The 14,383-nt window shown below is 72.8% G+C and carries 16 protein-coding genes and 1 tRNA gene; 9 read left to right on the top strand and 8 right to left on the bottom strand.

The genetic code is table 11. From position 1 onward, the window contains the following. Nucleotides 1-2: 2 nt before the first annotated feature. Nucleotides 3-77, bottom strand: a tRNA-Ala gene (locus AB0M76_RS25150). 68 nt (nt 78-145) lie between these two features. Between AB0M76_RS25150 and AB0M76_RS25155 the strand changes: the two genes are divergently transcribed. The 3 genes from AB0M76_RS25155 (at nt 146) to AB0M76_RS25165 (ending at nt 1,705) form a co-directional block, all read left to right on the top strand. Further along, nucleotides 146-463, top strand: a complete 318-nt coding sequence (locus AB0M76_RS25155; protein ID WP_365954988.1) for a hypothetical protein — start codon at nt 146-148, stop codon at nt 461-463. 50 nt (nt 464-513) lie between these two features. After that, entirely contained in the window at nt 514-894 is a 381-nt protein-coding gene (locus AB0M76_RS25160) for a hypothetical protein (protein ID WP_365954989.1), read from the top strand. Nucleotides 895-967: 73 nt separating this feature from the next. Then, a complete protein-coding gene (locus AB0M76_RS25165) occupies nt 968-1,705 on the top strand; it encodes a class I SAM-dependent methyltransferase (RefSeq protein ID WP_365954990.1) in 738 nt (245 codons plus the stop codon). 38 nt (nt 1,706-1,743) lie between these two features. Here AB0M76_RS25165 and AB0M76_RS25170 read toward each other — a convergent pair whose 3' ends face one another. Next, on the bottom strand, nt 1,744-2,910 hold the full coding sequence (locus AB0M76_RS25170) for an acyl-CoA dehydrogenase family protein (protein WP_365954991.1): 1,167 nt from the start codon (nt 2,908-2,910) through the stop codon (nt 1,744-1,746). Beyond that, nucleotides 2,910-4,055, bottom strand: coding sequence for an acyl-CoA dehydrogenase family protein (locus AB0M76_RS25175; RefSeq protein ID WP_365954992.1), 1,146 nt, complete (start codon nt 4,053-4,055; stop codon nt 2,910-2,912). The genes AB0M76_RS25170 and AB0M76_RS25175 overlap by 1 nt, the downstream gene beginning before the upstream one ends. Before the next feature lie 74 nt (nt 4,056-4,129). Here AB0M76_RS25175 and AB0M76_RS25180 point away from each other — a divergent pair, with 74 nt between their 5' ends. The 5 genes from AB0M76_RS25180 (at nt 4,130) to AB0M76_RS25200 (ending at nt 9,016) form a co-directional block, all read left to right on the top strand. Further along, nucleotides 4,130-4,927 (top strand): SDR family oxidoreductase, encoded by a 798-nt coding sequence (locus AB0M76_RS25180; RefSeq protein WP_365954993.1) that lies wholly within the window; start codon nt 4,130-4,132, stop codon nt 4,925-4,927. Nucleotides 4,928-4,942: 15 nt separating this feature from the next. After that, nucleotides 4,943-5,602 carry a TetR/AcrR family transcriptional regulator gene (locus AB0M76_RS25185; RefSeq protein WP_365954994.1) on the top strand — a complete coding sequence of 220 codons (660 nt, stop codon included), beginning with the start codon at nt 4,943-4,945 and terminating at the stop codon, nt 5,600-5,602. 18 nt (nt 5,603-5,620) lie between these two features. Beyond that, nucleotides 5,621-6,778 (top strand): acetyl-CoA C-acetyltransferase, encoded by a 1,158-nt coding sequence (locus AB0M76_RS25190; protein ID WP_365954995.1) that lies wholly within the window; start codon nt 5,621-5,623, stop codon nt 6,776-6,778. 226 nt (nt 6,779-7,004) lie between these two features. Beyond that, complete coding sequence (locus AB0M76_RS25195) at nt 7,005-7,211, top strand: cold-shock protein (RefSeq protein ID WP_030707191.1); 207 nt, start codon at nt 7,005-7,007, stop codon at nt 7,209-7,211. A 101-nt stretch (nt 7,212-7,312) separates the two neighbouring features. Further along, nucleotides 7,313-9,016 carry a DEAD/DEAH box helicase gene (locus tag AB0M76_RS25200; RefSeq protein WP_365954996.1) on the top strand — a complete coding sequence of 568 codons (1,704 nt, stop codon included), beginning with the start codon at nt 7,313-7,315 and terminating at the stop codon, nt 9,014-9,016. 100 nt (nt 9,017-9,116) lie between these two features. Here the strand turns inward: AB0M76_RS25200 and AB0M76_RS25205 are convergent, their stop codons facing one another. Genes AB0M76_RS25205 through AB0M76_RS25225 form a run of 5 tightly spaced genes read right to left on the bottom strand, consistent with a single transcriptional unit; the run spans nt 9,117 to nt 13,562 of the window. Further along, nucleotides 9,117-10,049 (bottom strand): tyrosine-protein phosphatase, encoded by a 933-nt coding sequence (locus tag AB0M76_RS25205; protein WP_365954997.1) that lies wholly within the window; start codon nt 10,047-10,049, stop codon nt 9,117-9,119. A 31-nt stretch (nt 10,050-10,080) separates the two neighbouring features. Then, nucleotides 10,081-11,193: a nitronate monooxygenase gene (locus AB0M76_RS25210; protein ID WP_365954998.1), complete on the bottom strand. Its 1,113-nt coding sequence runs from the start codon at nt 11,191-11,193 to the stop codon at nt 10,081-10,083. Nucleotides 11,194-11,203: 10 nt separating this feature from the next. Next, nucleotides 11,204-11,944: a CoA-transferase gene (locus AB0M76_RS25215; protein ID WP_365954999.1), complete on the bottom strand. Its 741-nt coding sequence runs from the start codon at nt 11,942-11,944 to the stop codon at nt 11,204-11,206. Beyond that, nucleotides 11,941-12,792 carry a CoA-transferase gene (locus tag AB0M76_RS25220; protein ID WP_266668036.1) on the bottom strand — a complete coding sequence of 284 codons (852 nt, stop codon included), beginning with the start codon at nt 12,790-12,792 and terminating at the stop codon, nt 11,941-11,943. Before AB0M76_RS25220 ends, AB0M76_RS25215 begins: the two co-directional genes overlap by 4 nt. After that, the gene (locus tag AB0M76_RS25225; protein ID WP_328621757.1) at nt 12,789-13,562 is read right to left on the bottom strand and encodes an enoyl-CoA hydratase family protein; all 774 of its coding nucleotides are present in this window, start codon (nt 13,560-13,562) and stop codon (nt 12,789-12,791) included. Before AB0M76_RS25225 ends, AB0M76_RS25220 begins: the two co-directional genes overlap by 4 nt. Before the next feature lie 56 nt (nt 13,563-13,618). Here AB0M76_RS25225 and AB0M76_RS25230 point away from each other — a divergent pair, with 56 nt between their 5' ends. Further along, the gene (locus AB0M76_RS25230) at nt 13,619-14,383 is read left to right on the top strand and encodes an SDR family oxidoreductase (protein ID WP_365955000.1); all 765 of its coding nucleotides are present in this window, start codon (nt 13,619-13,621) and stop codon (nt 14,381-14,383) included.

Consider the following 14,383-nt stretch of genomic DNA (forward strand, 5'->3'; position numbering starts at 1 on the left):
GGGGCGGGGCGGCCGGATTCGAACCGGCGTCCTCCTCCATGCCGTGTAGGCGCACTACCTCTGTGCTACGACCCCGCCCTTGCGGTGGATCTCAGGCCAGGACCCGGCGGGGGTGCGCGGGGATATCCCACGGCATGATGTGCTCATGTCGATGTTGCTCCGCAACGTGCTCGTCCTGGCCGTGGAGTTCGGTGCCGCGCTGCTGCTGCGCGAGCCGGACGCACCCTGGATCCCGGTGCTGCTGGCCGTGTTCGTCGTCGGCTCGGGCGTACTGCACGGCACCGAGGCCGAGTTCGTGCCCCGCTTCCTGGTCGCGCTGGCCGCGGTCGGCATCGCCGAGCTGGGCAGCCGGGCCTGGGCCTCGCCGGGCGCCCTCCCCACGGCCGGAACGGGGGCCGCGATCCTCCTGGCCGTCCAAACGCTGACCCTGATCCGCTACTCCCTCCGCCGCCGTCGCGCCTGAACCGAAACCTGCTGGTCAGGCGGGTGCCGCTGCGTCTAGGCTCAACCCCCATGTCCCCGACGACCACGACCGCGAACGCGAACGCGAACCCGAGCACGACCACGCTCTGGCGCCCGACGGGCCCGGTGGAGCTGGACCTCGTCCGCGCACTCGACTGGCGGGCCTGGCCGCCGCGACTGCCCGAGCAGCCGATCTTCTACCCCGTCCTGAACGAGGACTACGCGATCCGCATCGCCCGCGACTGGAACGTCAAGCACGACGGCGCGGGCTTCGTGACGCGCTTCGAGGTCGACACCGGGTTCCTGGCCCGGTATCCGGTCCGGCAGGCGGGCGGGGAGACGATCCTGGAGCTGTGGGTGCCGGCGGAGGAGCTGGACGAGTTCAACGCGCACATCGTGGGCCGGATCGAGGTCGTCCGCGAGTTCCGCTGAGGCGGCGGCCCCGCCGCTGCCGAGCCGGGTGAAACGCCTGGCACGGCGGTCGGAGATCGAAAACAATGGCGGTATGACGTCCACGCCGCCCCGCACCCGCGCCCGGTCCTTCGATACCGCCGCCCCGCTGTACTCGGCGAACCGGCCCGGGTACCCCGAGGTGCTGCTCGACGCCGTCGAGGAGCTGGCCGGGCAGGGGCTGCGGGGGGCCAGGGTGGCCGACGTGGGGGCCGGGACCGGGATCGCCACCGGGCTGCTGCACGCCCGCGGGGCGGACGTCGTCGCCGTCGAGCCGGGTGACGGCATGGCCGCCGAGTTCCGGCGCGCGAACCCCGGGATCCCGCTCGTGCGCGGGGACGGCAACCGGCTGCCGCTCGTCACCGCCGGGTTCGACCTCCTCACGTACGCCCAGGCCTGGCACTGGACCGACCCCGCCCGCTCCGTCCCCGAGGCCCGCCGCGTGCTGCGCCCCGGCGGCGCGCTCGCGCTCTGGTGGAACGACATGGACACCGCCGTCCCCTGGATCGCCGCGCAGGACGAGCGGATCCGGGCCCTGTTCGACGCCGACGGGGTCACCTTCCGCGGCCTCCCGGCCGAGCTGGTGTTCACCACCCGCGCAGTGCGCTGGTCGCGCCGGATCCCGCTCGAGGTCCACCTCGCCAACCACGCCAGCCACTCCGCGTTCCTGATGCTCGGCCCCGACGGCACCCGGGAGTTCCTCGACGCGGAGCGGGCCCGGCTGACGCCCCTGTTCCCCGACGGGACGGTCGAGGAGCGCTACGTCGTCACCCTCAGCGTGGCCCGCGTATGAGACGTGTTCGTCCGCGTGAGCACCGCTCTCGCGACGAACTACCGCTCTCGCTGCCGTTCGCATTCCTGAAGCACCGCCGCCCGGCACGCCGACGGTGAGCCCCATGCATCGCGCAGCGGCCGCGCCTTGCGCAGCCACAGGGAGAGATCGAGCTCCTCCGTGTAGCCGACGGCCCCGTGCAGCCGGAGCGCCGTCATGGCCGCCGCGTACGCCGCCTCGCCCGCGGCCAGCTTCGCCGCCGCGACCTCCCACGGCGCCAGGCCGAAGCGGTCTCGGGGAAGTGGGGTGCGTTTGCGCGTCGTGCGGTGCGGTGGATCGCACGGCGGAGCGGCGCCCCCGTACCGGGCGTACTCGGGTGCCGCGACAACGCGGCGAGGCGCCGTGCCGGGCGGCGCGGGGGCGCGGTCCACTTCCCCGAGACCGCTCAGCGCCGCCGCCCACACCAGCGGCCGCGCGAACTCGAGGTCCAGCAGCGTGTCCGCCAGCCGGTGCTTCACCGCCTGGAAGCCGCCGACCGGCGTGCCGAACTGCGTGCGCTGCTTCACGTACTGCACCGTGCTCGCCAGCAGGGCCTCGCCCACCCCCAGGCATTGCGCCGCCGTCAGCAGCCGCGCCCAGCCCAGGGCCGTCCCCGCCGCCGCCAGCACCCGGGGGCCGGCGGCCAGCAGCTCGCCCTCCGCCGCCGGCCGGGACAGCCGTCGCGCCGGGTCCGTGGACCTCAGCAGTCCGCCCGTGCCATCCGCCAGCCGGAGCTCGCCCGCCGCCGACACCGTGAAGCAGTACGCCGCCGCGTCCGCGTCCAGTACGTACGGACCCCCGCCCGGCAGCGTCAGCGTGGCCAGGGCCTCGCCCGCCACCAGTCCCGGCAGGAAGCGTTTCGCCGGCCCCTCCTCCCCGGCCTCCCCGAGCTCCGACAGCAGCACGGCCGCCGCAGCCGTCTCCACCACCGGGCCCGGCATCCCCGCCCGGCCCAGCTCCACGAAGCCGAGGGCCAGCTCCAGCGGCAGCAGCCCTACTCCGTCGTACGCCTCGTCCGCCGCCAGCGCGAACAGGCCCGTCCCCGCGAGCCGGGACCACAGCGCCCGCCCCGGCCCGTGGTCCCCGGCGCCCCAGGACCGTACGGCCGCCGGCACGTCCGCGGCGCCGAGCAGGCCGTGCAGCGTACGGGCGAAGTCCGACTGTTCCGCGGTCGGCAGGAAGTGCATCAGCGGCGGCCCTTCGGGAGGCCGAGCAGGCGCTCGGCGATGATGTCGCGCTGGATCTCGTTCGTGCCCGCGTAGATCGGCCCGGCCAGCGAGAAGATCCAGGGCTCCGCCCATGCGCCCTCCGCCAGCTCCGCGTCCGCGCCCAGCAGGTCCAGCGCCGTCTCGTGCAGGGCGATGTCGTACTCCGACCAGAACACCTTGTTCAGGCTGGACTCGGCGCCGATCCGCTCGCCCGCGGCGAACCGCGAGGCCCCGGCCCAGGTGAACAGCTCGTACGCGCGCGCCCCGACCACCGCGTCCGCCACCCGGTCCCGCAGCGCGGTGTCCGCCGGATCCCCGGCCGCCCGCCACAGCCCGGCCAGCCGGTCCGCCGCCGCGAGGAAGCGCCCCGGCGAACGCAGCGTCAGCCCGCGCTCGTTGCCCGTCGTCGACATGGCGATCCGCCAGCCCTGCCCCGGCTCCCCGATCACGTCCGCGTCCGGTACGAAGACCTCGTCGAGGAAGAGCTCCGCGAAGGCGGGCTTGCCGTCCAGCCGGCCGATGGGCCGTACCGTCACCCCCGGCGCCCGCAGGTCGAACATCAGGTACGTCAGCCCCTGGTGCGGTCTCAACGCCCCCGGGTCCGTACGGAAGATCCCGAACGCCCGGTCCGCGAACGCCGCCCGCGAGGACCAGGTCTTCTGCCCGGACAGCAGCCAGCCGCCGCCGGTGCGCACGGCCCGCGAAGTCAGCGAGGCCAGGTCGGAGCCCGACTCCGGCTCCGACCACGCCTGCGCCCAGATCACCTCGCCGCGCGCCATCGGCGGCAGCACCCGCGCCCGCTGCTCGGGCGTCCCGTGGTCGAAGAGGGTCGGCGCGAGGAGGCTGATGCCGTTCTGGGAGACCCGGCCGGGCGCGCCCGCCGCCCAGTACTCCTCCTCGAAGACCAGCCACCGCTCGATGTCCACGCCCCGGCCCCCGTACTCCTCGGGCCAGGACACCGCCGACCAGCGGTCCGCGTGCAGCTGCGCCTCCCACTCCCGGTGCGCCGCGAAGCCCTCCGCCGTCTCCAGGGAGGCGAGGGGGGAGTCCGGGACGTGGCCGGCGAGCCAGGCGCGCGCCTCGGCCCGGAAGACCTCCACCTCCGGTGCGTGGGTCAGGTCCATCAGCTGTTCGCCTCCGTCGCAGGGGCCTTCGCACATACTTCCCTAACAAGTGTTTGGTAGGTTAACGTACGGCCATGAGCCTGAACACCCCCAACACCCCCGACTACGTGCCGGGTCATGGGCTGCTCCAGGGCCGCACCGCCGTCATCACCGCCGCCGCCGGGGCCGGGATCGGCGGGGCCACCGCCCGCCGCTTCCTGGAGGAGGGCGCCCGCATCGTCATCGGCGACGCGCACGCCCGCCGCCTGAAGGAGACCGAGGACGCCCTCGCGGCCGAGTTCGGCGCAGACCGCGTCGCCTCGCTCCCGTGCGACGTGACCGACGAGGACCAGGTCCGGGCCCTGATCGCGCTCGCCGAGCAGACCCACGGCTGCCTGGACGTCGTCGTCAACAACGCCGGCCTCGGCGGCACCGCCGCCCTCGTCGACATGACCGACGAACAGTGGGGCAAGGTCCTCGACGTCACCCTGAACGGCACCTTCCGCTGCACCCGCGCCGCCCTGCGCTCGCTGAAGGCCTCCCGGCGGGGCGGGGTCATCGTCAACAACGCCTCCGTCGTCGGCTGGCGCGCCCAGACCGGCCAGGCCCACTACGCCGCCGCCAAGGCCGGTGTGATGGCGCTGACCCGCTGCGCGGCACTGGAGGCGGCCGAGTTCGGCGTACGGATCAACGCGGTCGCCCCGAGCCTGGCCATGCACCCGCACCTGGCGAAGGTCACCAGCGAGGAACTGCTGCGCGATCTGACGGCCCGCGAGGCCTTCGGCCGCTACGCCGAGCCGTGGGAGGTCGCCAACGTCATCGTGTTCCTGGCCAGCGGCTACTCGTCGTACATGACCGGCGAGACCGTCTCGGTCAGCAGCCAGCGCGCGTAGGCCGAGAATGGGCGCGTGCCAACGAACCAGCCGACGAGCCATTCGGCGAACCAGCCGACCCGGCCGACACCCAAGAAGAAGCCCCAGGTGACAGCCACGCCCGAGCGCCGACGCGAGCTCCTCGACACCGCCGCCGAGGTCTTCGCCGCGCAGGGCTACAACGCCACCACCGTCCGCAAGATCGCCGACGCCGCCGGCATGCTCGCCGGCAGCCTCTACTACCACTTCGATTCCAAGGAATCGATGCTCGACGAGATCCTCTCGGCCTTCCTGAACGAGCTCTGGCAGGGCTACGACACCGTCCTCGCCGCCGGCCTCGGCCCCAGGGAGACCATCGAGGCCCTCGTCACCGAGTCCTTCCGGGAGATCGACCGGCACCGCGCCGCCGTCGCGATCTACCAGAAGGAATCCCGCGCCCTGTCCACGCAGCCCCGCTTCCACTACCTGTCCGACTCGCAGCAGAAGTTCGAGAAGGCCTGGCTGGGGACGCTGGAGCGCGGGGTTGCCGCCAAGGTCTTCCGGGCCGACCTCGACATCCGCCTCACCTACCGCTTCGTCCGCGACACGGTGTGGGTGGCGGCGTCCTGGTATCGGCCGGGAGGACAGCACAGCCCCGAGGAGATCGCCCGCCAGTACCTCTCGATGGTGCTGGACGGGATCGCCGTGCGTACGTAACCGATCCGAGGAGTCCCGATGCCCGAGGCCTACATAGTCGAAGCCGTACGCACCCCGGTGGGGCGGCGGAAGGGCGGCCTGTCCGCGGTCCACCCGGCCGACCTGGGCGCGCACGTTCTGAAGGCGCTGGTGGAGCGGTCCGGTGTGGACCCGGCCGCCGTCGAGGACGTGGTCTTCGGCTGCCTGGACACGGTGGGCCCGCAGGCCGGGGACATCGCGCGCACGGCATGGCTGGCGGCGGGGCTGCCGGAGGAGGTGCCGGGCGTCACGGTGGACCGCCAGTGCGGCTCCTCGCAGCAGGCCGTCCACTTCGCGGCACAGGGCGTGCTCTCCGGGACCCAGGACCTGGTCGTCGCCGGCGGGACCCAGAACATGTCGATGATCCCGATCGCCTTCGCGTCCCGGCAGGCGGCGGAACCGCTCGGCCTCACGGAGGGCCCGTACGCGGGCAGCGAGGGCTGGCGGGCCCGGTACGGGGACGCTCCGGTGAACCAGTTCCACGGCGCGGAGCTGATCGCGCAGAAGTGGGGCATCACGCGCCGCGACATGGAGGAGTTCGCACTGCGGTCCCACCGGCGGGCCCTGCGCGCGATCGACGAGGGCCGTTTCGAGCGCGAGACCGTCGCGTACGGGGACGTGCGGATCGACGAGGGCCCCCGCCGGGACACCACCCTGGAGAAGATGGCGGGCCTGCGGCCGGTGGCCGAGGGCGGCATCATCACGGCGGCCGTCTCCTCGCAGGTCTCGGACGGCGCGGCGGCGATGCTCATCGCCTCCGAGCGGGCGGTCGCCGAACACGGCCTGCGCCCCCGGGCCCGCATCCACCACCTGTCCGTACGCGGCGAGGACCCGATCCGCATGCTGTCGGCGCCGATCCCCGCGACGGCGTACGCCTTGAAGAAGACCGGAATGTCGCTCGAGGACATCGACCTCGTGGAGATCAACGAGGCCTTCGCCCCGGTCGTCCTGGCCTGGCTGAAGGAGACCGGCGCCGACCCCGAACGCGTGAACGTCAACGGCGGGGCCATCGCGTTGGGCCATCCGTTGGGTGCCACGGGAGTGAAACTGATGACCACGCTGCTCCACGAGCTGGAGCGGACGGGGGGCCGCTACGGCCTGCAGGCCATGTGCGAGGGCGGTGGTCAGGCCAACGTCACCATCATCGAGAGGCTGTGACCGCACGGCCCCGGCGCCGGGAACGGGGGCCGCGCCCCCGGTCCCCGTGCAGGTCGTACGCAGAAGGGGCTGGGAAGCCCGCGCCGAGGTGTGCTAGCTTAGGGGCGTTGCAGTTGTGGTACCCATGAACTTTATGTGCGCCTGACGGGAATGCTCCGCAGGCGCTTTTATTGTTTTGCCGGAATCTCCGGATGGGGCCCTTTGCCGCCTATTCAGGAGATTTAAAATGGCACTTGGCACCGTGAAGTGGTTCAACTCGGAAAAGGGCTTCGGCTTCATCGAGCAGGACGGTGGCGGTCCGGACGTGTTCGCCCACTACTCGAACATCGCCACCCAGGGCTTCCGTGAGCTCCAGGAGGGCCAGCGCGTGTCCTTCGACGTCACCCAGGGCCAGAAGGGCCCCCAGGCGGAGAACATCCTCCCCGCCAACTAAGTACTTCAGCATGCCGGGGTCCGCACCGCGAGGTGCGGGCCCCGGCTTGTCTGCTGTCTCGACCTTTGTTTTACCTGCCGGTTTCAGGAGGGCTTTCTCGCATGACCAGCTCCAGCTCCGCACGACCCAGCCGCCGCCCCACCCGGGGTCGAGGTGCGGCTCAGGGACGTCCGAAGGCTGGCGCGGGACGGCAGAAGTCCGCCCCCGTCGCCCGGCCCCAGGAATTCACCATGCCCGAACCGCTGACCCCGGCCCTGCCGCCGGTGGCCGCGTTCGAGGACATGGGCATGCCCGAGGCGCTGCTGAAGACCCTCGCTGCCCAGGGCGTCACCGAGCCGTTCCCGATCCAGGCCGCGACGCTGCCGAACTCGCTCGCCGGCCGTGACCTGCTCGGCCGCGGCCGTACCGGCTCCGGCAAGACGCTGGCCTTCGGCCTGGCGCTGCTGGCCCGTACCTCCGGCCGCCGCGCGCAGCCGAAGCAGCCGCTCGCGCTGGTCCTCGTACCGACCCGTGAGCTCGCGCAGCAGGTGACCGACGCCCTGGCCCCGTACGCCACGGCCGTCAACCTGCGCATCGCGACCGTCGTCGGCGGCATGTCGATCAACCGGCAGTCCGGGGCCCTGCGCCGCGGCGCCGAGGTGCTCGTCGCCACCCCCGGCCGCCTGAAGGACCTCATCGACCGCGGCGACGCCGACCTCTCGCAGGTCGCGATCACCGTCCTCGACGAGGCCGACCAGATGACCGACATGGGCTTCATGCCGCAGGTCACCGCGCTGCTCAAGCAGGTCGAGCCCGAGGGCCAGACCATGCTGTTCTCGGCGACCCTCGACAAGAATATCGACAAGCTCGTCAAGATGTTCCTGCACGACCCGGTCGCCTTCTCCGTCGACCCGTCCGCCGGTGCGGTCAGCACGATGGAGCACCACGTCCTGTACGTCATGGACGAGACCGACAAGAAGGCCGTGGCGACGCGCATAGCCGCTCGCGACGGCCGGGTGATCATGTTCGTGGACACCAAGCGCGGTGTCGACCGCATGGTCAAGAAGCTCCTGGCGGACGGCGTCCGCGCCTCAGGCCTGCACGGCGGCCGCTCGCAGCCGCAGCGCAACCGGACCCTGGACTGGTTCAAGACGGGCGAGGTCACCGCGCTGGTCGCCACCAACGTGGCCGCGCGCGGCATCCACATCGACGACCTCGACCTGGTCGTCAACATCGACCCGCCGACCGACCACAAGGACTACCTGCACCGCGGCGGCCGTACCGCCCGCGCCGGCGAGTCCGGCAGCGTGGTCACCCTGGTGCTGCCCGACCAGAAGCGGGACATGACCCGCCTGATGTCGGACGCCGGTATCTCCCCGCGCACCGCGCAGATCAAGTCCTCCGACGAGGAGCTCTCCCGGCTCACCGGCGCCAAGGAGCCCTCGGGCATCCCCGTGGTGCTCGAGGTGCCGCAGCAGCCGACCCCGGCGGGCCGGCGGTCCGGCGGCCAGGGCGGCGGCGGCCGCTCCGCCAACCCGCGCCGTCGTTCCGGCGGCTCCTCCGCCGCACAGGGCGGCGCTGCGCCGGCCGGCGGCGGCGAGGGCCGTCCGCGCCGGGCCCGCTCCGGCGCAGGCCAGGTCGGCGGCCAGGGCGGCGCCCGCGGCCAGGGTGGCGGCCAGGGCGGTGCCCGCGGCCAGGGTGGCGGCCAGGGCGGCACCCGCGGTCAGGGTGGCGGCGGCCAGGGCGGTTCCCGCTCCGGCGGTGCTCCGGCCGGTGCGCGTCGCCGCTCGGGCGGCGGGCGTCCCGCGGCGGGGCGTACGAGCTGACGCCCTGGGGTTCCCGACACCCTGAGGTTCTGACAGGCATTCCGGTACGCCGGGCAGCGCGAGGTGCGCTGCCCGGCGTTCCGCTGTCCGGGCTGCCGTACTACCGCACCAGCCTGGTCTGGAGCTTCGAGAGCGTCCGCAGGTCCAGGCCGAGGCCGTCCGTGAGGTAGCCGTAGAAGCCGCCGTAGTCCGCGGCCAGTTGTGCGGTCGCCGCGTCCAGATAGTCCTGGCGGACCTCCTGGAGCGGGATCAGCAGGTCCGGGTTCTGCATCCGCCCGGACTGCTTCAGGCCCGCCCGCACCTGCGCGTCGTACGCGGCGCGGAACGTGTTCGACGCGAGGTAGTCGCGCTCGGCCGTCTCCTCGGGGACGGCCAGGGCGCGCAGCAGCACGTAACTCATCCAGCCCGTCCGGTCCTTGCCCGAGGTGCAGTGGTACAGGAGCGGGCCCTGGCTCCCGTCCGCGATCTCCCGCAGCGTCGCCGCGAACTGCGCCCGGTTCTCGGGGCTGGTCACGAAGGTGCGGTAGATGTCGCGCATGTAGGCCTCGGCGCGGCCGCCTCCGAGCATCTGCTCCTGCGTGGCGGGGTCGCCGCTGGAGATCGCGCCGACGAGCGTCCCGTACAGGCCGAGGTCGCTGACGGGGCGGGAGGTGGCGGTGAGCCCCGCGGGCAGCCGGTCGGCGCCGTCGTACCGGAGCTCCATGGGGATGCGGAAATCGACGACCTTCCCCAGGCCGAGACCGGAGACGGTCGTGATGTCTCCTTGCGTCAGCTTGCTGAGCGCGTCGGAGCGGTAGACCAGACCCTGGCGGACCTGGCCGCCGGTCCAGGTGCGGTAGCCGCCCAGGTCGCGGACGTTGACCGCGCCCTGGAGGGGGATCTGGCGAATCGTTTCCGCCTGCTGGTGGTAGTGGCCGGCGGTGGTGGCGCCCGCCGCCGGCGCGGCGTACGCGGCGGAGGCGGCGGGCAGGGTGCCGATGGCGAGAGCGGAAGTGAGCACCGCGGTCACCAGGCGGATTCTGGCACGGCTCATCGGTGGCGACTCCTGAGGAGGAGAAGGGGGATCACCCTGGTGGTGGCAGGGCGTCGAGCGGGTGCGGGTGTTCCGGGTGCGGATGTTCCCCGTGCAGGTGTTCCAGCCGTGCCAGCACGGTGTGTGCCTCGGCCATGACGCGGGCGACGAGCTCCGCACAGGACGGCAGATCCTCGATCACCCCCGCGACCTGGCCTGATGCCATGACGCCGAGGTCCGTACGGCCCTCGACCATGGACGCCTTGAGAAGCATGGGGGTGTTCGCGGCGAGCAGGACCTGGCTCCAGGACAGGTCCTTGCCGTGCTTCATCGCGAGGCCGTCGCGCACCATCTGCGGCCAGGACAGCCCGGAGAGCTTGCGGAAGGCGGCCGCGTGCCGGACCGCCCGGGCCAGGGCGCGGGTACGGCCCGCCCGCTCGAGGGACGCGACCAGCTCGGTACGCAGCATCCGGTGCGGCAGCCCGTCCACGGCCGTCGTCACGGTGACGTCCTTGACGCCTGCCGCCAGGTACCGCGCCTTGACCGCGTCCGGGACGGTGGAGTCCGAGGTCAGCAGGAAGCGCGTGCCCATGGCGATGCCCGCAGCCCCGTACGACAGCGCGGCGACCAGCCCGCGGCCGTCGTGGAAGCCGCCCGCCGCGACCACCGGGATGTCCACCGCGTCGACCACTTGGGGCAGCAGCACCGTCGTCGCCACGTCACCGGTGTGCCCGCCGCCCTCGCCGCCCTGCACGATCACCGCGTCGGCCCCCCACGCCGCGACCTTCTCGGCGTGCCGCCGGGCCCCGATCGACGGGATCACCACCACACCCGCGTCCTTGAGCCGGCCGATCAGCTCCTTCGACGGGGCGAGCGCGAACGAGGCGACCCGTACGCCCTCGTCGATGATCAGCCGGACGCGTTCGGCGGCGTCCCCCGCGTCCGCGCGGAGATTGACCCCGAACGGGGCGTCCGTACGGGACCTGACCTCGCGGACCGCCGCACGCAGCTCGTCCACGGTCATCGTCGCCGAGGCCAGGATGCCCAGGGCGCCCGCGTTGGCGGCGCCGCAGACCAGCCGCGGCCCGGCCACCCAGCCCATGCCCGTCTGCACGATCGGGTGCTCGACACCGACCAGTTTCGTGAACGGCGTCTGTATCGACATCGCCATCGCCTCAGACCCGCACTTCCCGGTCGCGCAGCCCCTTCGGGTCGATCACCTCGCGGATCAGCCGCAGCTCCTCGGCCGTCGGCTCCCGCGTGTACGGGACCTCGTCGCCGGCGACCGCCAGGTCGAACCCGGTGGCCGCCCGGACCTGTTCGACGGTGACGCCCGGATGGAGGGAGGCCAGGAGCATCGAGTGGTCCGGGCCGGTGAAATCGAAGACGCCGAGATCGCTGACCACCCGCGGGAGCCGGTGGAAGCGGGTCACCCCGGCCGCCTCCGCCCGGTCGTAGCCCACCCCGCTCACCATGTCGACGCGCTCGACGAACACCCGCCGGGAATGCTTCGGCACCCAGTAACTCACCGGATTGTTCAGGGTGTTGACAGGCGCACCGCGCACCCCGAGGAGCTGGCGGGCCGGCCGGGCCCAGTCGCCGATGCAGGAGATGTTCTGGTTGCCGAACCGGTCGATCTGACTGGCGCCCATCATCACGTGCCGCCGCCCGCCGGTGACCATCGTGAGGTGGCGGCGGTACGGGAGCCAGCCCTCGGCCTCGCCCCCGAGGCCGACGAGCAGGGCCTCACCGTCGGTCAGGAGGAGGTCGGGCGAGAAGGTCCGCTTCGCCAGCCGGGCCCCGAACGACGGGATCAGGCCCATCGGGCTGGCGAGCACCTCGCCGTTGCCGCGCCAGGCCTCGGCGCAGGCGATCACGCAGTACTCCGCACGGGAGGCGGCCGTCGCTGTGCTCAATTCTGCTCCTCGTGCCAGGCCTGGACGGCCGACTGGTAGGCGTGCTCGCTGCCGCCGGAGAGGAACCGCGCGCAGAACTCCGGCCAGGGGGTTGTCGCGTACAGCTTCTGGAAGGCCTCGTCGCGCCCGTGGTCGGGGACGCAGGAGGTGAAGTGCGCCCCGTTAGGGGTCTCGACGACACCGGTCACGGAGTGCCGGCTGACCAGCAGGGACTGCGGGGGCCCGGCCTTGGAGAGCTCGGCGGTCTCCACGAGCTGCTCGCAGGAGAGGTACGCGGCGTCGGCGGCCTCGCAGAACAGGTCGTCGAAGTACGGGTCCGGGCCCAGGTACTGGCCGTTGCCGAGGCGGTCGGCACGGTTGAGGTGGACCAGCGCGGCGTCCATGCGCAGGGCGGGGACGGCGACGAGCTCCTCGCCGTCGGCGTAGGGGGAGGTGACGGTCCGCAGCTCCGGGTTGACCCGCATGACGTCGGAGCCGAGGCCGGCGCGGACGGGGAGGAAGGGGAGCCGGTTCGCGGCGGCGTGCAGGCCCCACATGAACATGGCCTCGTCGAGCTCGGTGAGGGTGAAGGCGCCGCTCTCGCGGGCCGCCCGGAAATGCGGCTCCAGCGGGATGGAGTCGAGCGTGGCGAAGGGTGCGACGAGCTTGCGGATCCGGCCGGCGGCCGCGAGCAGGCCGACGTCGGGGCCGCCGTACGAGATCACGGTGAGATCGGTGATCTCGGAACGGAGCAGTGCCCGCACCAGGGCCATGGGCTTGCGCCGCGACCCCCAGCCGCCGATGCCCAGGGTCATCCCGCTGCGCAGCTGCCCGACCACCTCTTCGGGGGTCATCGTCTTGTCGGTCATGAGCGCTCCTTCCCTGCAAGCTCTCCCTCTGCGGGCTCTGCGAAGGTGTCGCGGACCCGGTCGGCCACCCCGCTGAGGTTGGCCTCGAAGGTGAACCCCTGCTCGAAGCGGTAGCTGCGCCGCACGTCGACGGGGTCGATGCCGTTGATGGCCGCCTTGGCCAGCCGGATCAGGTAGCCGTCCTTCTGTGCGATCTCCGCGGCCAGTTCGAGGGCCGCCGCGCGCAGCTCCGTGCGCGGGACCACCCGCCACACCGAGCCGTGCGCGTGCAGTTCGGCGGCGGTGGCGGTGCGCGAGGTGTAGTAGAGGGCGCGCATCAGGTGCTGCGGGACCAGGCGGGCCAGGTGGGTGGCGGCGCCGAGCGCGCCCCGGTCGAGCTCCGGCAGCCCGAAGGTCGCGTCCTCGCTCGCCACGATCGCGTCGGCGTTGCCGACGAGGCCGATGCCGCCGCCGAGGCAGAACCCGTGCACGGCCGCGACGACGGGCACCTCGCACTCGTACACGGCGGCGAAGGCTTCGTAGCAGCCGCGGTTGGCGCCGATGAGGGCGGCGTGGCCGGTGTCGCGCTGCATCTCCTTGATGTCGACGCCGGCGTTGAAGCCGCGCCCCTCGGCGGCCAGCACGACACACCGGGTCCCGGGATCGCGGCCGGCCGCGCGCAGGGCGTCGGCGAGGTCGTACCAGCCCTGCACGGGAAGTGCGTTGACGGGCGGGAAGTCGACCGTGACAAGTGCGATGCCCTTGCCGGGGCTTGAGGTGGAGACACCCATGACAGGATCAGCTACCTTTCCACCAAACATTTGTTAGGTGAGGAAGGTAGCAGCCTATGGAGCTCGACGGGAGGGTTGCCGTCGTCACCGGCGGAACCCGCGGCGTCGGCGCCGGAATCGCCCGGTCGTTCCTCGAGGCGGGCGCCGAAGTCGTCGTCTGCGCCCGCCGCCCGCCGCGCGAACCGGTGCGCGCGGACGGGCGGACGGCCTCGTTCACCGCGCTGGACCTGCGCGATCCGGCCGCCGTGCAGGAGTTCTTCGACGCGGCCGGGCGTCGGTACGGGCGGCTCGACTGCCTGGTGAACAACGCGGGCGGGACCCCGTACCGGCTGTTGGGGGAGGGCGAGGCGCAGCGGCACGCGCGGGTCGTCGAGCTGAACCTGGTGGCGCCGATGACGGCCTCGCTGGCCGCGTACCCGCTGCTGCGCGAGGCGCACGGCTCGGTGGTGATGATCGGCAGCGTCAGCGGGACCCGGCCCTCGCCCGGGACGGCCGCGTACGGGGCGGCGAAGGCGGGGCTGGAGAACCTGGCCCGGTCCATGGCCGTGGAATGGGCGCCCGAGGTACGGGTGAACTCGCTCGTGCTGGGCATGGTGCGGACCGAGCTCGCGCACGTGCACTACGGGGACGAGGCGGGGATCGCGGCTGTGGCCGCGACGGTTCCGCTGGGGAGGCTGGCGGAGCCCGCGGACGTCGGGGCGGCGGCGGTGTTTCTGGCCTCCGGCCGGGCGGGGTATGTCAGCGGGGCGAGCCTGCTCGTGCACGGGGGCGGGGAGCGTCCGGCATTTCTGGATGCGGCAACGGTCAACAAGGAGAACTGA

It is taken from the genome of Streptomyces sp. NPDC051364, from assembly GCF_040682115.1.
Classification (GTDB): Bacteria; Actinomycetota; Actinomycetes; order Streptomycetales; family Streptomycetaceae; genus Streptomyces.